This window comes from Kitasatospora cathayae, assembly GCF_027627435.1.
Taxonomy (GTDB): Bacteria; Actinomycetota; Actinomycetes; order Streptomycetales; family Streptomycetaceae; genus Kitasatospora; species Kitasatospora cathayae.
The window spans coordinates 3,512,987-3,537,602 of sequence record NZ_CP115450.1; the positions used below are offsets into that span (position 1 = coordinate 3,512,987).

General features: G+C 73.4%; 23 protein-coding genes. 11 read left to right on the forward strand and 12 right to left on the reverse strand.

From position 1 onward, the window contains the following. The first annotated feature begins 103 nt into the window (after positions 1-103). Positions 104-826, forward strand: coding sequence for a serine hydrolase domain-containing protein (locus O1G21_RS15430; RefSeq protein ID WP_270144244.1), 723 nt, complete (start codon positions 104-106; stop codon positions 824-826). Here O1G21_RS15430 and O1G21_RS15435 read toward each other — a convergent pair. Further along, positions 813-2,588: a transposase gene (locus O1G21_RS15435; protein ID WP_333493460.1), complete on the reverse strand. Its 1,776-nt coding sequence runs from the start codon at positions 2,586-2,588 to the stop codon at positions 813-815. The genes O1G21_RS15430 and O1G21_RS15435 overlap by 14 nt on opposite strands. Before the next feature lie 86 nt (positions 2,589-2,674). Here O1G21_RS15435 and O1G21_RS15440 point away from each other — a divergent pair, with 86 nt between their 5' ends. Continuing rightward, complete coding sequence (locus O1G21_RS15440) at positions 2,675-3,244, forward strand: serine hydrolase (protein ID WP_270144246.1); 570 nt, start codon at positions 2,675-2,677, stop codon at positions 3,242-3,244. Here the strand turns inward: O1G21_RS15440 and O1G21_RS15445 are convergent. After that, the gene (locus O1G21_RS15445; RefSeq protein ID WP_270144247.1) at positions 3,198-4,226 is read right to left on the reverse strand and encodes a hypothetical protein; all 1,029 of its coding nucleotides are present in this window, start codon (positions 4,224-4,226) and stop codon (positions 3,198-3,200) included. The genes O1G21_RS15440 and O1G21_RS15445 overlap by 47 nt on opposite strands. Before the next feature lie 222 nt (positions 4,227-4,448). Next, positions 4,449-5,369 carry an oxidoreductase gene (locus O1G21_RS15450; protein WP_270144249.1) on the reverse strand — a complete coding sequence of 307 codons (921 nt, stop codon included), beginning with the start codon at positions 5,367-5,369 and terminating at the stop codon, positions 4,449-4,451. Positions 5,370-5,451: 82 nt separating this feature from the next. Between O1G21_RS15450 and O1G21_RS15455 the strand changes: the two genes are divergently transcribed. From O1G21_RS15455 to O1G21_RS15470, 4 genes are all read left to right on the forward strand, one after another. Continuing rightward, positions 5,452-6,099 (forward strand): TetR family transcriptional regulator, encoded by a 648-nt coding sequence (locus O1G21_RS15455; RefSeq protein ID WP_270144251.1) that lies wholly within the window; start codon positions 5,452-5,454, stop codon positions 6,097-6,099. Between the two features lie 168 nt (positions 6,100-6,267). Continuing rightward, positions 6,268-7,314 (forward strand): ferritin-like domain-containing protein, encoded by a 1,047-nt coding sequence (locus O1G21_RS15460; protein ID WP_270144253.1) that lies wholly within the window; start codon positions 6,268-6,270, stop codon positions 7,312-7,314. A 24-nt stretch (positions 7,315-7,338) separates the two neighbouring features. Continuing rightward, complete coding sequence (locus tag O1G21_RS15465) at positions 7,339-7,698, forward strand: hypothetical protein (protein WP_270144255.1); 360 nt, start codon at positions 7,339-7,341, stop codon at positions 7,696-7,698. Positions 7,699-7,988: 290 nt separating this feature from the next. After that, positions 7,989-9,239: a serine hydrolase domain-containing protein gene (locus O1G21_RS15470; protein ID WP_270144257.1), complete on the forward strand. Its 1,251-nt coding sequence runs from the start codon at positions 7,989-7,991 to the stop codon at positions 9,237-9,239. Positions 9,240-9,442: 203 nt separating this feature from the next. Here the strand turns inward: O1G21_RS15470 and def are convergent, their stop codons facing one another. From def to O1G21_RS15510, 8 genes are all read right to left on the reverse strand, one after another. Further along, positions 9,443-10,096, reverse strand: a complete 654-nt coding sequence (gene def / locus O1G21_RS15475; protein WP_405000650.1) for a peptide deformylase — start codon at positions 10,094-10,096, stop codon at positions 9,443-9,445. 28 nt (positions 10,097-10,124) lie between these two features. Further along, positions 10,125-11,111: a tetratricopeptide repeat protein gene (locus tag O1G21_RS15480; protein WP_030282252.1), complete on the reverse strand. Its 987-nt coding sequence runs from the start codon at positions 11,109-11,111 to the stop codon at positions 10,125-10,127. A gap of 288 nt (positions 11,112-11,399) precedes the next feature. Next, positions 11,400-12,680, reverse strand: coding sequence for an HD-GYP domain-containing protein (locus O1G21_RS15485; RefSeq protein WP_270144260.1), 1,281 nt, complete (start codon positions 12,678-12,680; stop codon positions 11,400-11,402). An 89-nt stretch (positions 12,681-12,769) separates the two neighbouring features. Continuing rightward, the gene (locus O1G21_RS15490; protein WP_270144262.1) at positions 12,770-14,203 is read right to left on the reverse strand and encodes an HD-GYP domain-containing protein; all 1,434 of its coding nucleotides are present in this window, start codon (positions 14,201-14,203) and stop codon (positions 12,770-12,772) included. A 327-nt stretch (positions 14,204-14,530) separates the two neighbouring features. After that, positions 14,531-14,992 (reverse strand): mycothiol system anti-sigma-R factor, encoded by a 462-nt coding sequence (gene rsrA, locus O1G21_RS15495; RefSeq protein ID WP_270144263.1) that lies wholly within the window; start codon positions 14,990-14,992, stop codon positions 14,531-14,533. Further along, positions 14,989-15,732, reverse strand: a complete 744-nt coding sequence (locus O1G21_RS15500) for a sigma-70 family RNA polymerase sigma factor (protein ID WP_333493461.1) — start codon at positions 15,730-15,732, stop codon at positions 14,989-14,991. The genes rsrA and O1G21_RS15500 overlap by 4 nt, the downstream gene beginning before the upstream one ends. A gap of 327 nt (positions 15,733-16,059) precedes the next feature. After that, a complete protein-coding gene (locus tag O1G21_RS15505) occupies positions 16,060-16,698 on the reverse strand; it encodes an alpha/beta hydrolase family protein (protein ID WP_270144266.1) in 639 nt (212 codons plus the stop codon). 21 nt (positions 16,699-16,719) lie between these two features. Continuing rightward, the gene (locus tag O1G21_RS15510) at positions 16,720-17,472 is read right to left on the reverse strand and encodes an SOS response-associated peptidase (protein WP_270144268.1); all 753 of its coding nucleotides are present in this window, start codon (positions 17,470-17,472) and stop codon (positions 16,720-16,722) included. A gap of 138 nt (positions 17,473-17,610) precedes the next feature. Here O1G21_RS15510 and O1G21_RS15515 point away from each other — a divergent pair, with 138 nt between their 5' ends. The 5 genes from O1G21_RS15515 to hisN all read left to right on the forward strand — a co-directional run bounded on the left by O1G21_RS15515 (position 17,611) and on the right by hisN (position 22,832). Further along, entirely contained in the window at positions 17,611-18,333 is a 723-nt protein-coding gene (locus O1G21_RS15515; protein ID WP_270144271.1) for a M50 family metallopeptidase, read from the forward strand. Between the two features lie 655 nt (positions 18,334-18,988). After that, a complete protein-coding gene (aroA, locus tag O1G21_RS15520) occupies positions 18,989-20,338 on the forward strand; it encodes a 3-phosphoshikimate 1-carboxyvinyltransferase (RefSeq protein WP_270144273.1) in 1,350 nt (449 codons plus the stop codon). Between the two features lie 15 nt (positions 20,339-20,353). Further along, positions 20,354-21,409, forward strand: a complete 1,056-nt coding sequence (gene rsgA, locus O1G21_RS15525) for a ribosome small subunit-dependent GTPase A (RefSeq protein WP_270144275.1) — start codon at positions 20,354-20,356, stop codon at positions 21,407-21,409. 122 nt (positions 21,410-21,531) lie between these two features. Beyond that, positions 21,532-21,855: a DMT family transporter gene (locus tag O1G21_RS15530; protein ID WP_270144277.1), complete on the forward strand. Its 324-nt coding sequence runs from the start codon at positions 21,532-21,534 to the stop codon at positions 21,853-21,855. Between the two features lie 179 nt (positions 21,856-22,034). Next, positions 22,035-22,832 (forward strand): histidinol-phosphatase, encoded by a 798-nt coding sequence (gene hisN / locus O1G21_RS15535; RefSeq protein WP_270144279.1) that lies wholly within the window; start codon positions 22,035-22,037, stop codon positions 22,830-22,832. Between the two features lie 238 nt (positions 22,833-23,070). Here hisN and O1G21_RS15540 read toward each other — a convergent pair whose 3' ends face one another. Then, positions 23,071-24,546, reverse strand: coding sequence for a catalase (locus O1G21_RS15540; RefSeq protein WP_270144281.1), 1,476 nt, complete (start codon positions 24,544-24,546; stop codon positions 23,071-23,073). Positions 24,547-24,616 lie beyond the last annotated feature (70 nt).

Consider the following 24,616-nt stretch of genomic DNA (forward strand, 5'->3'; position numbering starts at 1 on the left):
CCGATCGGGGTCGATCCCGATATCGGGCAGGCCCGTTGCCCAGCAGGATCGAACACGTCGCTGAGGCCCACTCAGCCGAGCTGATCCCACGGGGTGCCCCACCATGAAGCCGCTCGCCCGCCGTACCGCCGCCCTCGGTCTGGCCTGTTGCGCCCTCGTCGGCCTCACCGCCGTCTCGGGCGCCCAAGCCTTCGCCGCGAGCGGCACGGGCACGGGCTCCACCGCCGCCACGGCCTTTCCGGCCCTGGACCCCGCCGCGCTCCAGGCCGCCATCGAGACCCGGCCCTCCGACAACGCCTCCGGCGCGGTCGCCCTGGTCTCCGAGCCGGGCCAGGTGTGGAAGGGCTCCACCGTGGACAGCCAGACCGGCCGCAAGATCCCGGAGAGCGCGCACTTCCATGCCGGCAGCATCTCCAAGGTGTTCGAGACCACCGTCATCCTGCAGCTCGCGGCCGAGGGGCGGATCGACCTCGACCAGACCGTCCAGCACTACATGCCGGGCCTGCTGCCCGACACCTTCGACCCGATCACCGTCCGCCAGCTGGTCAACTACACCAGCGGCCTGCCGAACGTGGACGAGGGCAAGCCCCCCGCGAGCGCCGACGAGACGATCGCCGACCGGTACGACTACCGCACCTTCGACCAGATCATCCAGCAGACCCTGCGCCCCGACGACGGCCGCCCGGCGCCCGGCCCGCACTTCGCGCCCGGCACCAAGCAGGAGTACAACTCCCTCGGCTTCCGCATCGCGGCCAAGCTCATCGAGCAGACCACCGGCAACTCCTTCAAGGACGAGGTCACCGCCCGCATCCTCAACCGTTCCTAGGGACTGAGCGGGAGTGAGGCCTGTTGCCAGGGCTTTGCTCAGCCGAACGCCCCGAACGGTCTTGGGCGTTCTGGTCCACCGCGTTCCTGCCGCGTTCGGCGCCGACGGATCGTGTCCGTGGTCCGGGTACGCGGGGGCGGTTCCCCTCACGCCCCCGGTCACCGGGTCGGGCCTGGGCGGTCCGATGCCCGTGCACATCGCTCTGGTGTGCACGGGGCGGTGCCGTCCGTCGCCTGATCCGGTGTCCGAGGGCGCGCCGTCCGATGGCCACGCTCGCCGCCTGGTGGCGGCTCACGGGGCGATCCGGTGTCGTGAGGGGCTTGTGCCAGTGCTCGGCTCCCCACACGGAGGTGTAGGCGGGATCGACCGCGATCACGCCGATTCCGGCTTCGGCGGTCATCGCGAGGAGCCGGGCGCGCAGCTTCGCGGTGGGCATGCCGTTGACGAGTTGCCGGAAGCGGCGTTTGCGGCCGTGTTTCTCGCGGGTTCTGGAGTCGGTGAAGTCCAGGTCCTCGATCGCGATCGCCTTGACGCTGGTGTCGTTCGCCCAGTGGAGCAGGCGGGTGATCGCGTGGCGGATCTGTGCGTCGCGGTGACCGGCGGTTCCGGACAGGTCGCAGTCGAAACGATGGGGCTGGCCGGTGGGGTTGCCGTGGGTGTCAAGGCGCCAGGCGGCGAGGTGGTCGGCGTTCATGTCCACGCCGATCACCTCACCGGCCCGCAGGGTTTCCAGTGGCACGACGGGGAGGTCTTTGCGCTGCCAGCTCGCGTCCAGGTACCAGCGGTCCCGCTCGACGTCCAGGTGGATGCGGTAGGCGACGGCCCGGTTCGCCTCGATACGGTCGCGCCACTCCCCACCCCGGTGGGGGAACGACACCGTCGACGCCAGGACGTAGCGGCCGTGCGGGGCGTTGGCCAGATACGCGAGCGGAGCCGGCAATCTGATGCTGATCCCACCGGCCGGGGTGACCCGGATCGTCTCGTTCCCGTAGCGCTTGCCCGACTCCCCGTCGGCCGCCAGGAACCAGCGCGCCGCCTGCCACCGGGCGCGCCACTGCCCGATGGTCTGGCCGGTTTCGTGGAGGTTGTGCCGGTTGTTGAGGAGCTTGCGCCCTCCGCGCACCACCGACACCCGGCCCGCCTCACGGTCGGCCCTCACCCGCTCGTGCTCGCGCTCCAGGTGCTTCAGGCGGCGGGACTTGGCGTGCCACTCCCGTCGGGAGCGGTAGCCGCCGGGCCGGCGTCCGGCACCCTTCTCACCGAGCGGCAGCGCGAGGCGCTGGCGGATCGTTACGATCCCGGCTTCCAGGCCATGAAGGTGCTGCCACTGCGCACGCCGGGACAGACCCCACTGCTCGTGCGTGGCCTTCGTGATGGACCCGGCCCAGCGCGACGACGACAGCGGCGTGAGGTCCCGCTTACGGGCCGCCCACGTCTCGGCCGAGTGTTCCAGGCCGTCGGCGACGCGCCGGGCCAGGTCCCGCGAGGCGAGGGATCCGAGGTGCCCGCCCAGCAGGCGCAACACCGCGTCGTCCTCGGCGGTCAGGCCCCTGAGCCGGTCCCGGATGCACACACCCGACGCGGGATCGGCGACGAACGGCCGAGCGATCTGCCGCAACACGGCCACCCCACCCCGATCCCCGGCGATTCCTTCGACTACGCACAGGGTGACACACGCAACGGCTCCAACGGCCCGAAACGGGTCAACCGAAAGCATCTCGACGACCCTTCGTCGGAAACCGACAGACTCACTCATGAACACCAAAGATCACTCAACAACTCTCAACCGCCAGCAGTTCACCACCCCTGCACCTGAACCAGACCTCGGTGCCGGAGGACGACCCGCGGATGCCCCGCCCCTACCTGCACGGCTACATGACCGACGACAGCGGCCAGGCGGTCGACACCAGCGAGCAGGGCGGCGACCCGTCCAACATGATCTCCACCACGGCCGACCTGGACCGCTTCCTGACCGCGCTGCTCCAGGGCCGCCTGCTGCCGGCCGCGCAGCAGGACGAACTGTTCACCCTGCCCAAGGACAACGGGGGCAAGCTCGTCCCGTTCGTCGGCGGCACCTCCTGCAACAAGGTGGCCTGCTTCGGCGCCGGACTGATGTCCACCCCGCTGCCGAACGGCGCCGTCCTCTGGGGCAAGACCGGCCACGACGACGGCTACGCCAACGGCATGTTCGCCACCCACGACCTGTCCGTCCACGCCGTGTACTCGGTCTCCAACCTCGGCACCGACTTCGGCGCCCCGACCCCCCCTCGCCAACCGCCTGCTGATGGCGGTCCTGGCCCCCGCCACCTCGCATGGCTGAGCCTGACCGTTGCACGGGAAGTCGGCCCCGCCGACTTCCCGTGCACCCGCGTCAGCCGTGGTCCTCCCAGTCCGGGGCGCAGAACCGGGCCCCGGTGACCACGGCGTCCCCGGCACGGTCGGCCCGCACGTACAGGTTGGTACCGTCCGGCCCCTGGTCCCCGGCACAGCCGATGCGCAGGCCCAGGTCGCGCTCCTCGACGTACCGGACGACGGCCGCGTCGACCTCCGAAACCGGCCTGCCGATCAGCTCGATGCCCTCGAAGGCGACCCGCGGCCCGGTGCGCCCGTGCACGGTCACGGCGCCCAGGGTGGGGACGCCCTCCGGGTGCCAGTAGTGGGCCGTCACCCCGGCCCGGTCGAAGCGGTCCTCCTCCAGGCACCATGGTTCGGCCCCGCGCCAAGCCCAGGCGTACCGCCCTCGCCGCACGGCCGGCGCGTCACCGCCCAGCGCGGCGACCACCTGCGAAGGGCTCATCCCGAACCGCAGCGGACCGACGCCCTCCAGCGGCGTGCAGTCCCAGCGCGGCCGGTCCCGGTCGGCCCGCACCGGCCAGTCCCCGGGGTTCGCGTCCCACTCCTGGACGTTGCGCCAGCTCTTGACCGGCTCGCTCCGGTACGGGTCCTCGGCCGGCTCGGGGCCGACGAACAGGGCGTCCGTGACCATCCGGTCCGTCCGCTCCGCGTATCCCTCGGGCGACAGCGCCCACCCCTTCCCGGCGCCCATCGACAGCCCCCAGGCCGCCACCTCCGGATCGCCGCTCCAGTTCACCCGCACCGAAACCCCCTCCCGGTGGGCGAGTTCGACGAGGTCCGCGCGCACCTCGGACGGAACCCGGTCGATCAGCTCGACCTCCCCCAGCCGCACCAGCGGACCGGACAGCGCGTCGACCGCCACCGCGACCAGCCGCGGCCCCGGCCCGTAGATCGCGGTCACCTCGAAGCCGTCGTACCGCTGCCAGGACAGGCTGTCCTCCAGCCCCTGCGACACATAGGCGATGGCCCCGCCCAGCGCATCCCGGACCTGATCCGGGCTCATCCCGAACCGCAGCGGCCCGACCCCCACCAGCGGATCGAGCACCCACCGCTCCCGCTCCTCCCCCGGCTTCCTCGTCCACCACTTCACCAGGCCATACCCCCGCGAGATCGCTCCACCGGACCCCGGCACGACCCGCCGGTGATCTTGCGGGCCACCCTAAGCACCCCCACCGACAACCGGCCCCGCTCAGAACGGGAGCAGCCCCCTCCCATGGCCCAGCGCACGGGAAGTCGGCCCCGCCGACCTCCCGTGCGTCCGCCCCGGTCAGACCGTGTACCGCACGCCGGTCAGCCGCTCCGACAGCTCCCACAGCCGCCGCCCGGTCTCCGGGTCGACGGCCCTCGGAGCCGGCCGAACCACCTTCGGGGCGCCGCGCAGCTCGCCCATCCCGCCGGGGCCGATGAACTGCCCGCCCAACGCCCGCGGGTCGGTCGCCGCGAACAGCTGCGGCAGCGCGCCCCGGTCGGGGGTCTGGGCGAGCGGGATCAGGACGCGGCCGAACAGCAGCCGCACCGGGCCGACCGCACGGGCCTGGATGTTGGTGGCGGCGTAGCCGGGGTGGGCGAGCAGGCTGTGGACCGGGCTGCCGGCGGCGGCGAGGCGCCGGTGGAGCTCCAAGCCGAAGACGGCGTTGGCGAGCTTCGACTGGTTGTAGTAGCCCATCGGCGAGTACCCGCGCTCGCCGGAGAGGTCGTCGAAGAACAGCCGCCCCTGCCGGTGGTTGGAGGAGCTCACCGTGACCACCCGGGGGTCCCTCCCGCCAGCCAGCAGGTCGAGCAGCAGCCCGGTGAGCGCGAAGTGGCCGAGGTGGTTGGCGGCGAACTGCAGCTCGTGGCCCTGGGCGCTGAGCGTGCGCGGCGGCGCCAGCACTCCGGCGTTGTTGACGAGGGCGTCCGGGCGGACGCCGTCCGCGCGCAGCCGTTCGGCGAAGGCGCGGACGGAGTCGAGGTCGGCCAGGTCGAGGCGGCGCACCTCCAACCGCGCCCCCGGCTGGTCGGCGGCGATCTCCGCGACCGCGCGACGCCCCTTGGTCTCGTCGCGGACGGCGAGGATCACCTCGCCACCGCGCCGGGCGATCGCGCGGGTGGTCGCCAGTCCGAGGCCACTGTTCGCCCCGGTGACGACGAACAGCCGTCCGGTCTGGTCCGGAATCCGCTCCACGCCCCATGCCTGATGTCCCGTCACGCGTCACACGCTGCCGTCTATGTCACCAAGTGTCAAGCACGACTCCTCACGCCAGAAACGGCCCCACGTGTAGCATCGCTGGGTGACCACCCTCCCCGCCCCGAGCCTCGCCGAACGCAAGCGCCGGCTCGTCGCCGACGAGCTCACCAAGGCCGCCCTGAGCCTGCTGGTCCAGCAGGGGTTCGACGCGGTCACCGTCGACGAGATCGCCGCCTCCGCCGGCATGTCCAAGCGGACGTTCTTCCGCTACTTCGCGTCCAAGGAGGACGTGGTCGTCCGGTTCCTGGCGGAGCTGGGCGCCGGCATGCGCGCCGAGCTCGCCGCCCGGCCCGCCGGGGAGAGCCCCTCCACCGCCCTGCGGCACACCGTCCGGGCCGCCATCGACGCCTGCGCCGGCCACGCCGACCACGTCGGCCTGGCCGGCCGCGCCGACCACGCCCGTCAGACCCTGCGCGTGGTGCAGCTGATCCTCGGCACCCCGGCCCTGCACGCCCGCTTCCTGGAACGCCAGGCCAACTGGCGCGAGGAGCTGGCCGCCGAACTCGCCACCCGGCTCGGCCTGGACCTCGCGACCAGCCTCTACCCCCGGCTCGCCGCCGGCACCGCCCTGACCGCCTTCGACGTCGTGCTCCAGCGCTGGAGCGCCGGTGACGGCACCGACGACCCGGCCGCACTGACCGACCAGGCCTTCGCCGCCGTCGCCCCCGCCCTGGACGCCACCCCGCGCTGACGGCCAACCCACCGGCCCCCGAAGAGCGTTCGCACCGGCCGGAGGCGGGAAGCCGCCCCCGCGCTCCACCCGTTCGGCTGAACTCCCGAGCCACACCGGCACCACACGCATACGCACGACCGCCCCCCGGCTACGGTCCGGCGCACAGTCGAACGAAAGGGGCACCCCGTGACGACCGGAATCCTCGACTACGAGAGCGACGCCATCGTCCAGCTCATGAGCATCGCGGAGGACGACTGGACCGAGAAGGACCTCAAGGACGCCCTCCAGCGGGCGATCATGCTCGAGGTGTCGACCATCGCGCCCTACGCCACCGCGCTCTGGTCGATCACCGACGCCGATTCCGGCAAGCCGGTCGCCCAGACCATCCGCGACATCATCTTCGACGAGATGTGGCACTTCGGACTGGTCTGCAACATGCTCACCAGCATCGGCGGCACGGTCGTCCTCACCGACCCCGCCACCGTCCCGAAGTACCCGGGCGAGCTCCCCGGTGGCGTCAACCCCGGGCTGGTGGTCTACCTCAGCGGGCTGTCCCGCGACTCGGCCAAGCTCTTCTCCGACATCGAGAAGCCCGAGAACCCGCTCGCCTTCGCGGCCGACGGCAACACGATCGGCGCCTTCTACCAGCGCATCGCCAACGTCTTCCCCAAGTACGCGCACCTCCTCAGCGGTCAGCGGCAGGTGAGCACCTCGCCGGGTGGTAAGCGCGAGATGATCGAGATGAAGACCATCGACGACGTCCTGAGGGCGATCCGGATCATCCAGACCCAGGGCGAGGGGACCAGCGCCTCCCCGGAGGACCCCTCCGGTGGCGGGCCGAGCAGACTCGCCCACTACTACGCCTTCAAGGAGATCGCCGAGGGCCGGAAGCTCGTCTTCAACGACATGACCCGGAAGTGGGAGTTCACCGGCGACGCCGTCCCGCTGCCGGACACCTCCCCGGTCGCCAAGGTGCCCGGCGGCGGCTGGCCCCGCCAAGGCGACCCCAACTCGCCCGACCAGTCCACCGCGAAGCTCCTGAACGACTTCAACAAGGAGTACAGCGACATGCTGCGCGCCCTCGAACAGGCCTGGGCCGGCGCCCCGAACGCGATCTCCACCGCGATCGCCATGATGGGTGCGATGCGCGGCTCCGCCCAGCAGATCGCGGGCGTCAAGCTGCCCGCCGACCCGCGCTTCCGTTACGGCCCGGAGTGGCTCCTCGTCCAGTAGTGGCCCCGGACCGCACGAAGGCCGGTGCGGACGGCTCCGCACCGGCCCCGGGCTCCCGGGCCCCGCCCGGGAGCCCGGACGGGCGCCAGCCGCTCACCACACCACCGGCAGCCGCTTGATGAACCCCGCCCGCCAGGCCAGCTGTTCGCCGGGAGGGCGAGCCGCGACAGGGCGTCGCCGATCGACAGGTTCACCCGCAGCAGTTCGTCGACCGCGCGCCCGATCCGCGCCGCCCACCGGGACTTCATCCGCCTGTGCATCGGCCCGGGCGGCGGCGAGGGCGTCGCCGAGTGCCTCTCCCGCAGCGGCCGCTGGTCCGTCACCCTCTACATCGGCGACATGACCGGCTGGACCGCCCACCCGATCACCATCCATCAGCCCTGAACTCCGCCGCCCCGTAAGGCGTTCCCCCCCGGTGGGAAGCGGCCACATCATCCGAAGCCCGGTGCGCGGGAAGTCGGCCCCGCCGACGTGCCGCGCGACCGCGTCAGCCGCGCTCCCGGCCAAGGGCTGGGGGATGGACGATCCGGCGTCGCGCACCCGGCAAGACCGGCCGGGCAGTGGGCGCAGTCCAGCCGGCCCGGAACGCTGAGCCGGAATCAGGGTTCGATCCGGGAGAACTCGGGGGTGGCCCCTGATCCGTCGCACCGCGACTGTGCGGCAGGGTCGTTGGCATGACCATCAAGCCGACTCCTTCCCACACCCGGACCGCGACCGGGGTACGCCGACGCAGGCGGGGGCCGATGGCGGCGCTCGCCTGTGCGGTGCTCACCGCGGTGACGCTGGGCACGGCCGTCCCGGCGATGGCGGCTCCCGCCGCCCGGACGGCAGCAGCGGTCGACCACACCGACGACCGGTTGCCGGACCTGGACCCGCAGGCCCTGCGGCAGGCACTGTCGAGTGCGCCCGACCGCACCACGGGCGTGCTGGCGCGCGTGAGCGGGCCGGACGGCCACTGGACCGGGACGTTCGGGGCCGCCGATCTCGCTACCGGGGCACCGGTGCCGGTCGACGGCCGGTTCCGCCTCGGCAGCGTCACCAAGACGTTCATCGCCACCGTGGTGCTGCAACTGGCCGCCGAGGACCGCCTCGACCTCGACCAGCCCGTCCAGCGCTACCTGCCGAACGTCCTGCCCGACAGCTACCCGCCCATCCCCGTCCGCACCCTGCTCAACTTCACCAGCAGCCTTCCCGAACTGACCCCGGACGACCTGCCCACCACCCCGGACGGCATCGTCGAGCACCGCTTCGACGACCACCCGCTCGCCGAACTGGTCGCCAAGGCCGTCCGGCACGAGCGCCCCTTCGGCGACCCAGGCAGCAAGCAGGTCTACGGCGCCACCGGCTACTACGTCGCCGCCATGCTCGTCGAGAGCCTGACCGGGCACAGCTACCAGCAGGAGATCACCACCCGGATCCTGCGGCCGCTGCACCTGCGCGACACCACCGCCCCGGAGCTCGACACCACCATCCCGGGCCCCCACTCCCACGGCTACATCGCCGTGCCGCAGCCGGCCGGCGGAACCCGGCTGGTCGACATCACCGAACAGAACCCGGGCGCCGGCGGCATGATCTCCACCACGGCCGACCTCGACCGGTTCCTGACCGACCTCTTCCGAGGCCGGCTCCTCCCACCGTCCCAGCAGGCCGAGCTGTTCGATGTCCCCGACGTCCCCTACCTCGGCGGCACCGACCACGACCCGGGCCACGGCCGCGCCTACTACAGCGCCGGCCTGCTGCGCGCCACCCTTCCCGACGGAGTGACCGTCTGGGGCAAGACCGGCAGCACCTTCGGCTACACCGACGGCATGTTCGCCACCCGCGACCTGCGCCGACGCCTGGCGTACTCCTTCAACCCCACCACCGGCGGCGGCAACGACCTCGCCCTGGTCAACCGGATCCTCTCCGCTGCCTTCGCCCCGTGACCGGGACCAATCGGAGCGCCGGCGACGGCACGGACGACCCCGCCACCCTCACCGACCGGGCCTTCGCCGCCCTCGCCCCCGCCCTGGACGCGTCCCCCCGGTAGCGGCCGACTCCACTTCCACCCCCCCGGCCCGCAGCCGCCCGGACAGCACGAAGGCCGGTACGGATGGCTCCGCACCGGCCTTCAACTGACAAGCAGCCGTTACTCGTTGGGCACGGTCGCGTACTTCGCGGTGCCCTCGGCCATCTGCTTCAGGGCGTCCTTGCGGTCCCGCTTCGACAGCTTGTCGATGTAGAGGGTGCCGTACAGGTGGTCGGTCTCGTGCTGCAGGCAGCGGGCGAAGAAGCCGGTGCCCTCGACCCGGATCGGCTCGCCGTCCTTGTCGACGCCGGTCACCGCCGCGTAGTCCGGGCGGGGCAGCTCGGCGTACGCGGTCGGGACGGACAGGCAGCCCTCGTTGCCGTCGTCGAGCACCCGGCGGCGGTCGGCCGGGTACTCCTCCAGCCGCGGGTTGATCACGTGGCCGATGTGGCGCACGCCCTCGTCGTCCGGGCAGTCGTAGACGAAGACCTTGAGGTCGACGCCGATCTGGTTGGCGGCCAGGCCCACGCCCTCGGCGGCGTACATCGACTGGAACATGTCGTCGATCAGCGCGGACAGTTCGCCGTCGAACACGGTGACGTCCTTGACCTCGCGGTGCAGGACGGGGTTGCCGACCACGGTGATCGGGCGCGCGGTGCCCTTGCTGAGGTCGGGCTCCTCACCGATCACCTTCACGGGGGCCTCGGGCGCCGCCCCCTCCACGTCGTGCTCGTGCCCGTGGTCGTGCTGCTCCGCCATGTCTTCCGCTTCCAATAGGTCTACGCGTACCTCACCAGGGTACTCAGCAGACTTCTTCGAGATCCCGGTAAGCCCGGGTTGCGGGGGCCGCCGCGACCCAGCGGTCCAGCAGCACCCGGACCAGGTGCGCCGGCGCCGCGATCCCGCACTCGCGCTCGACCAACCAGGACATCCCGGCCGCGCCGCCCTGGCTGAGGTGGCTGAGGTGCCCGGGGTGGGCGGCGTCGCCGTCGTCGTGCGGGTCGTGGTGGGCGACGACGCCGTCGTCCGAGGCCATCCGGCTCTCCGAACAGGCCCGGCACAGCAGCCGCACCGAGGAGGTCCAGTCCTCGGCCGCGTACCCGGCCTCGGCGACCAGCCGCTCCAGGGCGTCCCGGTCGCCGGCGGTGGCGGCCTGCAGCAGCACCACGTAGGTCGGCACCGGGGAGGGCGCCCACAGCTCGATCTCGTCGAAGACGGGGTAGGCGACGCCGTCGGTGACCCGCTCGCCGTGCGGGGCGCCGTCGTGCAGCACCACCTCGCCCCAGCGGCGGCCGGAGGAGGGCAGCGGGATGGACAGCACCTCGATCCGGGCCGGGTCGAGCCGGCGGCCCCACACCACCTCGGACTCGCCGTCCGGGGACAGTCGCACCGGGGTGGTGCCGAGGTCCAGGCTGACCGGGCCGTCCCCGCCGGGGCCGCCGGGCAGCTTCAGCCCGTAGGCCTGCCAGGCGCGGCGGGCGAGCGGCCAGTCCTGCAGGGCGGTGGCGGTGATGCCGAGGTTCCACCAGTCGGGGGCGCCGTGCTCGCGGTCCAGCAGGGCGACGGCGCGCAGGCCGGCCGAGCGGGCCTGCTCCCAGTCGCGGCGGAACTTGTGCAGCAGGGCGAGGTTGAACCAGGAGTCGGACAGCCAGGGCTCCAGGTCGGCGGCCATCACCAGCAGGGCGCCGGCGTCCTCGTAGCGGCCGTCGCCGATCAGCGTGAAGGCCCGGTCGGTCGTCTGCCGCCAGGTGGCGGACGGCCGGTGCCGTGCCCGGTGGAAGATCCTCACGTTCGTCCCTGCCGTCGTCGTCCGCTCAAGTCCCGTACCGCCGGGCCCGTCCCGTCCTCGACGGGGCCGGGTCCCGGTGCTCCGGGTCGGTGTTCCACGCTACGACCGCATCCAACCACGCCCGCCCCCGCCCGCGCTCCCCACCGCCGAGGTTGGGGCCCGCCCCTCCCCAGCCTGCCCGCCGCGGCGCGCCTCCTCAACCCCTGGCCGGTGCCGCCCGACCACGCCTCGACCAAGCGCCCCGCACCGGCCCGGACACGCACCGCCGCAACCCCGGGCCCGCTCGCCTCAGCCCCGGGCCTGCCCGCCGACCCGGGCGAGCGCGTCCACCACCCGGGCGTCGTAGACCCGCCCGCGCCCCAGCCGCAGCACCTCCAGGGCCTCCAGCCGCCCCACCGCCTCGCCCAGGCCCCGGCCCCGGGCGGCGGTCAGCAGGTCGTCGTGGGCGTTGGCTACCCGGATGATCCGGGCCGCGAGCGGCACCGGCCCCTCACCGCCGACCGGCCCCGGGCAGGGGTCGGCCAGTCGGGCGACCTGCTCGGCGACCTGCCGGGGCACCCCGGTGCGGCTGATCACCTCGCTGCCGAGGCGGGCGATGCGCTGCTGCTCGGCGCAGGACAGCAGTGCGGTCGCGCCGTCCGGCACCGGCTCGACCAGGGACAGCTGGCCGACGTCGTGCATCAGCGCCGCGTACTCCAGCAGGGCGAGCTCCCGGGTGCCCAGCCCCAGCTCGCGGCCGAGCGCGCACGCCGTGTCCGCGACCCGGCGCGCGTGCCCGTGCGGCGTGTAGCCGGCGACCTCGGTGGCCCTGGCCAGGCTGGCGATGGTCTGCCCGGTGGTGGCCCGCACCGCCGCGGCCCGCCGGAAGGAGATCTGGGCGAGCAGCAGCGGCGTGCAGAACAGCGGCAGCGCCCACAGCCCCACCTCGCCGGCCGCGAGGCTGACCAGCATCCCAGTGGCGACGATCGCCGAGCCGATGCCGAACAGCGAGCGCAGCTCGTCCTCCAGCGCGGCCGGGAACCGCAGCCCCTTGGCGGAGGAGGCGCGCAGCAGCGCCGCGAGGGTCGCGTCGCAGAGCCCGGTCAGCGCGGCGACGGCGGTCAGGAACGCCCCGTAGGCCGGGCCCTCGGGCGAGAAGCGGTCGACCATGCCGCCGTTGTAGAGCGGCTGGAACACGGCGGCGGAGAAGCCGACCGCGAGCAGCCGGCGGGCGGCGCTGTCACGGCGGGCCTGGTCGGCCCAGGGCGGGCGCCGGTGCGGACGTCCGGGGCGGTGCGGCAGGGCGAGGCCGGGCAGCCAGGCCAGCAGCAGGCCGATCCCGGTGACCGCGACCACCTGGAGGGTGCCGTGCGCGGTCGGCACCCCGCGCAGCGGTCCGAGCAGGGCGTACGCCAGCGCACCGGCCGCGCCGATGGGCGCCTGCTCGCGGTCACCCGGAAGGGTGATCCGAACGCATTCGCCGAGCGCGATCAGCGCGGTGAACGCCAGCGCGACCCGCGGTTCGGCGACCCCGCGCACGGCGACCGCGCCGAGCGCGAGCACCAACAGCGCGGCGGCGGTCGTGTGCATCGCGCGGGCGGTGCTCCCGCGCGCCGAACGGGCGCGGACGGTCCGGCCGGCGGCCGCCCGCCCAGGGTCGGAGCCGCGCCCGCGCCCGGTCACGGCTGCCCGGCCACGGGGACGGTCCGGCCCTGGGCGGGCACCCGGCCGGGCGCGGCCCGCACCGGCTCGGGCACCCCGAGCGGGATGTCCGGCACGGCCCGCACGCAGTCCTCGGAGGGCACCACGGGCCGCCATTCGTGCACGGCCAGCGCGTCGATCAGCGCCCGCACCATCACCGGGTCGAACTGGCTGCCGGAGCAGCGCTCCAGCTCGGTCACCGCCTCGGTGACGGGCCGGCCGCGCCGGTAGGAGCGGGTGGAGGTCATCGAGTCGAAGGCGTCGGCGACGGAGATGATCCGGGCGAACTCGGGGATCTGCTCGCCGGCCAGTCCGCTCGGGTAGCCGCGCCCGTCCATCCGCTCGTGGTGGTGCAGGATCCCGGCGTGCGCCTCGCCGAGGAAGTCGATCCCGCGCACCAGCTCGTACCCGTACACCGGGTGGATCTCCACGGCCCGGCGTTCGTCCTCGCTGAGGGGACCGTTTCTGCGCAGCAGCTCGGTGGCCACGCCGAGCTTGCCGACGTCGTGCAGGATCCCGGCGAAGCGCAGGGTGCGCAGCCGCTCGGGCTCCATGCCGAGCTGAGTGGCGATCAGCACCGAGGCGCGGCCGACCCGTTCGCTGTGCCCGCGGGTGTACGCGTCCTTGATCTCCACCGCCTGCACCAGCGACTGCACGGTGGCCTGGTGGGCGTCCCGCTCGCGCTGGCCCTGGGCGAACACCCAGGCCGAGATGGACAGCGGCAGCAGCGCCAGCAGCGCGGCGAACGCCCCGTACGGGCCCTGCCAGAGCACCGCGACCATCAGCCCGCCGGCCGCGTGCACCAGCACCGGCAGCCCGCACACCGAGCAGGCCCCGCGCAGCACCTCGCCGGCCCGCCGGCCCTCGCTGAGCACCACCATGACGCCCACCACCAGCCCGTTGACCAGGCAGAACGCGGCGACGGCGGCGAAGCCGGGCAGCAGCGCGGCCGGGAAGCGGGAGCCGAGCAGCAGCTGCGGGCCGCGCAGCAGGTGGAAGGCGACCGACGCGGCGAAGGCGCACAGCGCGAGCTGGGAGCCGTTGAACAGCTGTCGCCCGCGGCAGCCGGGGCCGGTCGGGCCGCCGAGCAGCGCGGCCGGGGCGGCGACCAGGGCGGCGGCGGCCGGCGGGAGCATCAGCGCCCCGGCGAACAGCACCGGGAAGAAGGCGTTCACCCCGGGGCGGGCGGGTGCCCGGCCGGCGGGCGCGGAGCGGCGCAGCAGCCGGCGCAGCAGGAGCGAGCAGGGGGTCGGCAGGCCCTGGGCGAGCGACTCCCAGCAGCCGTGCAGGAAGCCCAGTAACCCGATCTTGGGCCAGTCCGCCGGGTGGCCGAGCCAGTGCGGCGCCCCGGGCGTGAGGGCCTGGGGCAGCAGCGGCAGCAGGCAGCACAGCGCCGCCACCGGAACGGCCACCAGGTATCGCGCCGCTCCCCGCGGCAGGGTCGCGCCTCCACTGTCGGTAGCGATCTCGACCTCCCCGCGTCCGGACCCCGTCTTGCCTCAGCGCGCCGGGATGACCGGCGGTGAGCGTCCGTCAGGAGGATAGGCCGCCGTCCGGGCGCGGGGACGCATGATCGCGCAATGGCGCAGTTGGCGCACCGCCAACTCACTCGAACGAGTGAGGGCGCATGCGAGCAGGACGGGAGCGGCCCCGGGAGCACACGCTCCCGGGGCCGCTGAACTCCCTGCCCGAACCGTTTCGCCCGCCCTCGCCGGCGGACGTACGGGCCACCCGCCGGACTACTCCGCCGGGGCTCCCGCCTCGACCGGCGCACCGGGGCGCACGGCGGGCTCCTCGGCCGCGCCCCCCTGCGCCGGGGACTGCGCCTGGGCGCGCTCCTGAGCCTGCGCCGGGGACTGCCCCGGCCTGGGCGCCGGGCGGGCCGACTCGGCGTGCACCTCGACCGAGGCCTCCGCGGCGACCACCACCGGATCGCCCGAGCGCTGCCCGGCCCGGATCGAGTCGATCCTGGCCAGCACCTTGCCGCGCAGGTCCGCCGGGGTGTCGTCGCAGCCGCAGGAACGCTTGATCAGCGCCTTGATCGCCTGCTCCAGCCCGTACTGCTTCAGGCAGGGCGAGCACTCCTCGAAGTGCACCCGCAACTTGGCGCAGTCGCCCTCGGCCATCTCGTTGTCGAGGAATTCATAGAGGTGGTCGAGGACCTCGCCACACTCGGTTTCGTGCGGATCGCCGCAGCTCATGAGCCCGAGCCCTTCGCTTCCTGCCCTGCCCCGCTGCCGGCCGGGACCAGCCCGCGCTCACGGGCGTAGTCCTCCAGCATGCCGCGCAGCTGCCGGCGGCCGCGGTGCAGCCGGGACATCACCGTACCGATGGGAGTACCCATGATGTCCGCGATCTCCTTGTACGCAAAGCCTTCTACGTCCGCGAGATAGACGGCGATCCGGAATTCCTCCGGGATGGCCTGGAGCGCGTCCTTCACATCGCTGTCGGGGAGGTGGTCGAGCGCCTGGGTCTCCGCCGAGCGCAGACCGGTCGACATGTGCGACTCGGCCCTGGCCAGCTGCCAGTCCTCGATCTCCTCCGCCGCGGTGCGCTGGGGCTCCCGCTGCTTCTTGCGGTACGAGTTGATGAACGTGTTGGTGAGGATGCGGTACAGCCAGGCCTTGAGGTTCGTGCCCTCACGGAACTGGTGGAAGGACGCGTACGCCTTCGCGAACGCCTCCTGGAGCAGGTCCTCCGCGTCCGCGGGGTTGCGCGTCATGCGCAGCGCCGCGGAGTACATCGGATCGAGGTACCCCAGGGCGTCGCGCTCGAAGCGCTCCCGCCGGGCCTCCTCGGACTCCTCCGCCGACACCCGGAAGGTGTCCTCACCGATCGCCTCGGCCAGTTCCTCACCGGTGAGCGCCTCGCCCGCAGGCTGGGCCTCGTCCGGACCCCGGCCCGGCTCGGCCTCGTGCTCGGTCCCGACGACCGGACCCACCTCCTCGGCAACACGCGCGCGGCCCACGGCGGGCCGCCCAGAAATGGAGGATATCGGGCTGACGGGCTTCTCGCCCGCGTCAATCCACTCCGACCAGGAGGGAGCGAACGCCACGGCGGCCTCACGCTCCTCAGGCCGTTCGGGGCACGCGATCGAACCCATCTGCCCTGCCTCTCACCGGTGACTCGTGCTGACGGAGACGACAACCACCCCGACCCCGCCCGCATTCCCGCCCCGGCCCGCCATTCACTCGCACGAGTGAGCGAGCGGAAACGCCCTGCTCATCGCGGCGGAGTCGCACCAGCGGGACCACACCAGCGGGAGGGATCACAGCAGCCCCAGCACCCAGTCCCCCACCGCCGAGCAGATCATCCCCAGCACCTCGTCCTGCCCCAGCGACGCCCGCTTGGGCACCTCGAACCCGTGGTTCCCGTACGGCAGCGCCACCAGCTCGTGCCCCCGCGGCAGCTCCGGGAACTCCTCCGGCCCGCCGAACGGATCCGCCGCGCCCTGCACCACCAGCGTCGGCAGCCCCGACTCCAGGAGCTCCTCCGCCCGGCTCCTCTCCGGCTTGCCCGGCGGGTGCAGCGGGAACGCCAGCGCCACCACCCCCACCGCACCGCTCGCCGCCCCCGTCCGGCAGGCCACGCGCGCCCCGGCGCTGCGCCCGCCGACCACCAGCGGCACCCCCTGCCCGGCCAATCGCTCCGCGACCGGCCGCCAGCCGAGGTCCAGGGTCTTCGGCGCCGGACCGAGCTTGCGGCCCGCCACCCGCCACGGCTGCTCGACCAGCGCCACGGTGATCCCCCGCGCCGGCAACCGCTCCGCCAGCGCCACCAGGTCCCGGGCCCCGATCCCGCCGCCCGCGCCGTGCCCCAGCGCCAGCACCGCCTTCGGGGCGGCCGCCCGGTGGTACGTGATCCGGGCGTCCCCGGCCTCGGTGGCGACCAGTTCGGAGGTGGTCATCTCAGCGGCTCCCAACGACGTTCAGAACAGTGTGGTCTCGTACTCGACCTCGACCCACGGCTCCTTGAGCTCCGGGCCGTTGTTGCGGATGTTGCCCACCGCCGGCGACACCGGCGTGGCCAGCAGCGCGCCGGGCGGCGGGGGTATCAGCAGCCGGCGCACCTCCTCCGGGTCGTCCAGCCCCGGATCCAGCCACTCGCCCCAGGAGTCCGGGGCGAGGAACAGCGGCATCCGCTCGTGGATCGGCGCCAGCGCCTCCTCGGCGTCCGTGGTGACGATCGTGAACGTCACCAGCCAGGCCTCCGGGTGCCCCGGCGGCACCGCCCGGTTGCGCCAGAACTCGTACAGCCCGGCCAGCGCCAGCGGGCCGCCGCCCGCCCGCGAGACGAAGAACGGCTTCTTGCGGGCCCTGCCCCGCTCCCCCGGCACCGTCTGCCACTCGTAGTAGCCGTCCACCGGCAGGATGCACCGGCGCGAGGCGAAGGCCTGCCGGTAGGCGGGCTTCTCGTGCACCGTGTCCGACCGCGCGTTGATCATCTTCACCGCCGTCTCGGCGGAGCTCGACCACTGCGGCACCAGCCCCCAGCGCAGCGCCCGCAGCTGCCGCACCGGCCGCGGCGCCCCCTTAGACAACCGCTCCAGCACCACGAAGGCGCTGTTGGTCGGTGCCACGTTCCAGTTCGGGTCCAGGGACTCCGCCGGGTCCCAGAACTCCACGTCGAACAGCTCGACGAGGTCCTCGGGCTTGCTGCTGGCTGCGAAGCGACCGCACATGCGGGCCAGCTTGCCACGCCGCCCGCCCTCACCACTTCCTCATCCACGGACCGCAACCGCCCGCTCCCGCCCTCCCGTCCCCGCATGGGAGGCTGCCCCGAACGGCCCAACGCAGCGAACGGAGGCGCAGACCCGCCGATGAACCCGAACAACCAGAACCTCGGCGAACTGTGGGACCGGGTCACCGGCGCCCAGGCCGCCCCGCCCGGCTGGCTCGTCCTCGCCACCGGCTGCGCCGCCCTGCTCGCCGTCCTCGCCCGCCCGCTGTGGCACGTCGCCCGCAACGCCGTCACCATCGCCCACGAAGGCGGCCACGGCCTCGCCGCGCTCGCCACCGGCCGCAAGCTCGCCGGCATCCGACTGCACTCCGACACCTCCGGCCTCACCCTCTCCTACGGCCGCCCCACCGGCCCCGGCATGGTCCTCACCGCCGCCGCCGGCTACACCGCCCCCGCCCTGCTCGGCCTCGGCTGCGCCGCCCTGCTCGCCGCCGACCGGATCACCCTGCTGCTGTGGCTGGCCGTCGCCCTGCTGCTGGCCCTGCTCGTCCGCATCCGCAATGTCTACGGCCTGTTCACCGTCCTGATCGCCGGCGGTGCCTTCTTCCTGGTCTCCTGGTTCGGCAGCGCCCAGGTCCAGGCCGGCTTCGCCTACCTCGGCTGCTGGTTCCTGCTGTTCGGAGCGGTGCGCCCGGTCCTGGAACTCCAGCACCAGCGCCGCATCGGCTGGGCCCGCGACTCCGACGCCGACCAGCTCGCCCGGCTCACCCACGTCCCCGCCCTGGCCTGGGTCACCGTCTTCCTGCTGATCGCCCTCGCCTGCCTCGCCCTGGGCGCCAGCTGGCTGCTCCAACCACTGTGACCCGCCCCGAGCCGAAGGGCCGCGCCGGTGCCGAAAGCGAGAAGCGACAAGCGAGGCACGAGCGCCGGAGCGCCGACCGTCGGCACCGGGCCAGAGCGGCCCGGAGGCGAGCGGGCGAGCACCCGCCCCGAGCCGAAGGGCCGCGCCGGGGCCGAAAGCGAGAAGCGACAAGCGAGGCACGAGCGCCGGAGCACCGACCGTCGGCACCGGGTCCGAAGCGGCCCGGAGGCGAGCGGGCGAGCACCCGCCCCGAGCCGAAGGGCCGCGCCGGGGCCGAAAGCGAGAAGCGACAAGCGAGGCACGAGCGCCGGAGCACCGACCGTCGGCACCGGGTCCGAAGCGGCCCGGAGGCGAGCGGGCGAGCACCCGCCCCGAGCCGAAGGGCCGCGCCGGCGCCGAAAGCGAGAAGCGACAAGCGAGGCACGAGCGCCGGAGCGCCGACCGTCGGCACCGGGTCAGAGCGGCCCGGAGGCGAGCGGGCGAGCACCCGCCCCGAACCGAAGGGCCGCGCCGGCGCCGAAAGCGAGAAGCGACAAGCGAGGCACGAGCGCCGGAGCGCCGACCGTCGGCACCGGGCCAGAGCGGCCCGGAGGCGAGCGGGCGAGTCATCGTCCAGTATCCGGACCGCCCCGGTGCGGCCCCTAGACTGACTCACATGACCGAGACCCTGTGGCCCGCCCCCGTCGCCACCGCCCCAGTCGACGCCACCGTCACCATCCCCGGCTCCAAGTCGGTCACCAACCGGGCCCTGGTGCTGGCGGCACTCGCCGACGGGCCCGGCTGGGTGCGCCGACCGCTGCGCAGCCGTGACTCCCAGCTGATGGCCGACGGCCTGCGCGCCCTCGGCGTCACCATCGAGGAGAAGGTCAACAACGACGCCGGTGGCACCGGCGGCGGCGAGGCCTGGCGGGTCATCCCCGCCCCCGTGCTGCGCGGCCCCGCCAACGTCGACGTCGGCAACGCCGGCACGGTGATGCGCTTCCTGCCCCCGCTCGCCGCCCTCGCCGACGGCCCGGTCCACTTCGACGGGGACCCGCGCAGCCACGAGCGCCCCCAGCACGGCGTGATCAACGCCCTGCGCGCGCTCGGCGCCCGGATCGAGGACGACGGCCGCGGCACCTTCCCGCTCACCGTCGTCGGCACCGGCGGCCTCGACGGCGGCCCGGTGGAGCTGGACGCCTCCTCCTCCTCCCAGTTCGTCTCCGCCCTGCTGCTCTCCGGCGCCCGCTACCACCACGGCGTCGAGGTCCGGCACGTCGGCGGGCCCGTCCCGTCGCTGCCGCACATCCGGATGACCGTCGAGATGCTGCGCCTGGCCGGCGCCCAGGTCGACGCCCCCGAGGACGGCGGGGAGAAGGACGTCTGGCGGGTCACCCCCGGCGCCCTGCTCGGCCGCGACCTGGTGGTCGAGCCCGACCTGTCCAATGCCGCCCCGTTCTTCGCCGCCGCCCTGGTCACCGGCGGCCGGGTGACCGTGCGCGACTGGCCCAAGCACACCACCCAGCCCGGCGACCAGCTGCGCGACCTCTACACCCGGATGGGCGGCAGCTGCGAGTTCACCGACGAGGGCCTGCGGTTCACCGGCACCGGCCGGATCCACGGCATCGAGGCCGACCTGCACGACGTCGGCGAGCTCACCCCGGTGATCGCCGCCGTCGCCGCCCTCGCCGACTCCGAGTCCCACCTGTACGGCATCGCCCACCTGCGCCTGCACGAGACCGACCGGCTCGCCGCCCTCGCCAAGGAGATCAACGACCTCGGCGGCGACGTCAGCGAGACCGAGGACGGCCTGCGGATCCGCCCGCGCCCGCTGCGCGGCGGCGTCTTCCACACCTACGAGGACCACCGACTGGCCACCGCCGCCGCGGTGCTCGGCCTCGCCGTGCCCGGCGTCGAGGTGGAGAACGTGGCCACCACCGCCAAGACCCTGCCCGACTTCCCCAAGATGTGGGCGGAGCTGCTCGGCGAAGGCGACCGCGACGGCGGAGCGGCGACGGACGCCTGAGCGGAGACTGGAACCATGCGCCGCTACGGCAAGGACGCCGACGAGGACGACATCCGCAACCGCCCCGCCCGCCGGGGCTCCCGGCCGCGGACCCGGATCCGGCCCAAGCACGAGGACGCCGCCGAGGCGATGGTCCTGACCGTCGACCGCGGCCGGCTCACCTGCCTGGTCGACCCGGGGACCAAGCAGGAGCGCCAGGTCGTCGCCATGAAGGCCCGCGAGCTGGGCCGCAAGGGCGTCGTCGTGGGCGACGTGGTCAACCTCGTCGGCGACCTCTCCGGCGACACCGACACCCTCGCCCGGATCGTCCGGGTCGAGGAGCGCAGCTCGGTGCTGCGGCGCACCGCGGACGACGACGATCCGTACGAGCGGATCGTCGTCGCCAACGCCGAGCAGCTGGCCATCGTCACCGCGCTGGCCGACCCCGAGCCCCGCCCCCGGCTGATCGACCGCTGCCTGGTCGCCGCCTACGACGCGGGCATGGAACCGCTGCTGGTGCTCACCAAATCGGACCTCGCCCCGGCCGAGCCGCTGCTGGAGTCCTACGCCCCGCTCGGCATCAACTACGTCGTCACCCGCCGGGACGAACTGGCGACCACCGGCGCCGAGGCCGTCCGCGAGCACCTGCGCGGACTCTCCACGGTGTTCATCGGCCACTCCGGCGTCGGCAAGACCACCCTGGTCAACGCCCTCGTCCCGGACCGCCAACGGCAGACCGGCCAGGTCAACGCCGTCACCGGCCGCGGCCGGCACACCACCGTCTCGGCCCTCGCCCTGCGGCTGCCCCCGCCGCCCGGCGCCAAGCCCGGCTCCAGGAAGGCGCTCGACACCGGCTGGGTGATCGACACGCCCGGCTTCCGCTCCTTCGGCCTCTCGCACATCGACCCGTCCCGGGTCATCCACGCCTTCCCCGACCTGGAGCCCGGCACCGTCGACTGCCCGCGCGCGTGCAGCCACGACGAGCCGGACTGTGCCCTGGACGCCTGGGTCGCCGACGGCCACGCCGAGGCCGCCCGGCTCTACTCGCTGCGCCGCCTGCTGTCCAGCAAGGAGGCCCGCGAGGGCGACTGACGGCTGCGCCGCCCCCCTTGGGTTCATGGCCCGTTCGAGGTGTCGGACCGGCCCCGCCTGGTGATCATAGGAAAGTCGGGCCGGGCAACGGCCCGCCCGTCGATCGACAGGGAGGGCACGCGATGGCATGGGCCCTGGTGGTCCTGGCCGGCCTGCTGGAGACCGGCTTCGCGATCAACCTCAAGCTCAGCGAGGGCTTCACCAAGCTCTGGCCCACCATCAGCTTCTGCGTGTTCGCCCTCGGCAGCTTCGGGCTGCTCACCCTCTCGCTGAAGAGCCTGCCGGTCGGCCCCGCCTACGCGGTGTGGACCGGCATCGGCGCGGCCGGCACCGCCGTCTACGGCATGGTCTTCCTGGACGAGACCACCTCGGTGCTCAAGCTGGTCTCCATCTCCCTGGTGATCGCCGGCGTGATCGGCCTCCAGCTCAGCGGCACCGCCCACTGAGCTGCGACTCGCCCACTCGCCTCCAGGGCGCTCGGACCCGGCGCCGACGGTCGGCGCTCCGGCGCTCGTTCCTCGTTTGTCGCTCGCCCTCCTTGCCCGCCAGCGGGCAGGGAGGGGCCCACCCTTTCGGCACCGGCGCGTCCCTTCGGCTCGGGGCGGCCTGAGCTAGGGTTTCCGACATGGCCGACTACCACGACGATCTCCGACTCGCCCACGTCCTCGCCGACTCGGCCGACTCGGTCACGCTGGAGCGCTTCCGCGCCCTCGACCTGAAGATCGAGACCAAGCCGGACCTCACCCCGGTCAGCGACGCCGACAAGGCCGCCGAGGAGCTCGTGCGCAGCGTGCTCCAGCGCGCCCGCCCGCGCGACGCCGTCCTCGGCGAGGAGTTCGGCCTGCAGGGCTCGGGCCCGCGCCGCTGGGTGATCGACCCGATCGACGGCACCAAGAACTACATCCGCGGCGTCCCGGTCTGGGCCACCCTGATCGCCCTGCTGGAGGACGGCCCGGACGGCGTCGAACGCCCGGTGGTCGGCATCGTCTCCGCCCCGGCGCTGCAGCGCCGCTGGTGGGCGGCCAAGGGCCTGGGCGCCTACGCGGGCCGCAGCCTCGCCAAGGCCTCCCGGATCCACGTCTCCGGCGTCTCCCGGATCGAGGACGCCTCCCTCTCGTACTCCTCCCTCACCGGCTGGGAGGACCGCGGCCGGCTCGACCCGTTCCTGGACCTCACCCGTGCCTGCTGGCGCACCCGCGCCTACGGCGACTTCTGGTCCTACATGATGGTCGCCGAGGGCGCCGTGGACATCGCCGCCGAGCCCGAGCTGTCGCTGTGGGACATGGCCGCGCCCTGCATCGTCGTCGAGGAGGCCGGCGGCCGCTTCACGGGCCTGGACGGCGTCCCCGGCCCCGGCGGCGCGGACGCAGTGGCCAGCAACGGCCTGCTGCACGAGGAGACCCTGCGGCGCCTGTCCGTCTGAGCCCCGCCGCCCCGCCCCGAGCCCCTTCGGCTGGCGAGCCCGCCCCGAGTCGAAGGGGCGCGCCGGTGCCGAAAGGGAGAAGCGAGGGAGCGACGCAGGAGCGAGGGAGCGCCGACCGTCGGCACCGGGTCCGAGCGCCCCGGAAGCGAGCGGGCGAGTAGCAGCGCGGGCGAGTAGCAGCGCGGGCCCCTTGACCAGTGGGAGCTGGTCAAGGGGCCCGCCGCTCGCTCGGCCCGTCCTACTGCTTGCGCAGCTCTCGGACCGCCGTCTCCAGCCGCTGCCCGTAGTCGGCGTCGGCCTTGCGGAAGTTGTCGATCGCCCGCTCCACGATGTCCTCGCGGTCGGCCGAGACCTTGGCGATGAAGCCCGCCAGGTTGGCGATCAGCCGCTGCTTCTCGTCCTCGGAGTACAGCCGGTACAGGTCGCCGGCCTGCACGAAGTCGTCGTCCTCGGCGTGCGAGGGCGCCGCGTGGGTGCCGGTGTACCCGTCGAGCGCGGTCGCGGCCCACAGCGGGCGGCCGGTCTGCACCGGGCCGCCGAAGCTGTTCGGCTCGTAGTTCTTCTGCCGCCCGTGCCGACCGTCGTACAGGTAGCCGTCGCGGCTGTTGGTGCGGGCCTCGGTGGCGTGCGGGCGGTTCACCGGCAGGTGGTCGGCGTTGATGCCGACCCGGTAGCGGTGGGCGTCGGCGTAGGCGAAGAGGCGGCCCTGGAGCATCTTGTCCGGGGACGGGCCGATGCCGGGCACGAAGTGCGCCGGGGAGAACACCGACTGCTCGACCTCGGCGAAGACGTTGTCGGGGTTGCGGTTGAGCTCCAGCCGGCCGATCTCGATCGGCGGGTAGTCGGCGTGCGGCCAGACCTTGGTCAGGTCGAAGGGGTTGAAGCGGTAGGTGGCCGCGTCGGCCGCCGGCATAATCTGGACCTGCACCGTCCAGCTGGGGAACTCGCCGCGCTCGATCGCCTCGCGCAGGTCGCGCTGGTGGCTGTCCGGGTCCTCGCCGGCGAGCTTGTTGGCCTCGGCCTGGGTGAGGTTGCGGATGCCCTGGTCGGTCTTGAAGTGGTACTTGACCCAGAAGTGCTCGCCGGCCTCGTTCTGCCACTGGAAGGTGTGCGAGCCGTAGCCGTTCAGGTGCCGGTAGCTGGCCGGGATGCCGCGGTCGCCGAACAGCCAGGTCACCTGGTGGGTGGACTCGGGCGACAGACCCCAGAAGTCCCAGACGTTGTCGGCCTCCTGCGAGCCGGTGTACGGGTCGCGCTTCTGGGTGTGGATGAAGTCCGGGAACTTGATGGCGTCCTTGATGAAGAACACCGGGGTGTTGTTGCCGACGAGGTCGTAGTTGCCCTCCTCGGTGTAGAACTTCAGCGCGAAGCCGCGCGGGTCGCGCACCGCGTCGGCCGCGCCGAGGTTGCCGGCCACGGTGGAGAAGCGCAGGAAGACCTCGGTCCGCTTGCCGATCTCGGACAGGAAGGCGGCGCGGGTCCAGGGGGTCACGTCGGCGGTCACCGTGAAGGTGCCGTACGCGCCGGCGCCGCGGGCGTGCACCACCCGCTCCGGGATCCGCTCGCGGTTGAAGTGCGCGAGCTTCTCGAACAGCAGCTGGTCCTGGATCAGGGCCGGGCCGCCGACGCCCGCGGTCTCGGTGTTCTGGTTGTCGGCCACAGGGGCACCCGCCTCCGTGGTGAGGGTCGGGCGCAGCTCGTCCTGCGTGGTCATAACGGGTGCCTCCGAGGGATCCGGTCGTGATGACACGATCCTAACTTGGACTCTGTCCAAGTCAACACTG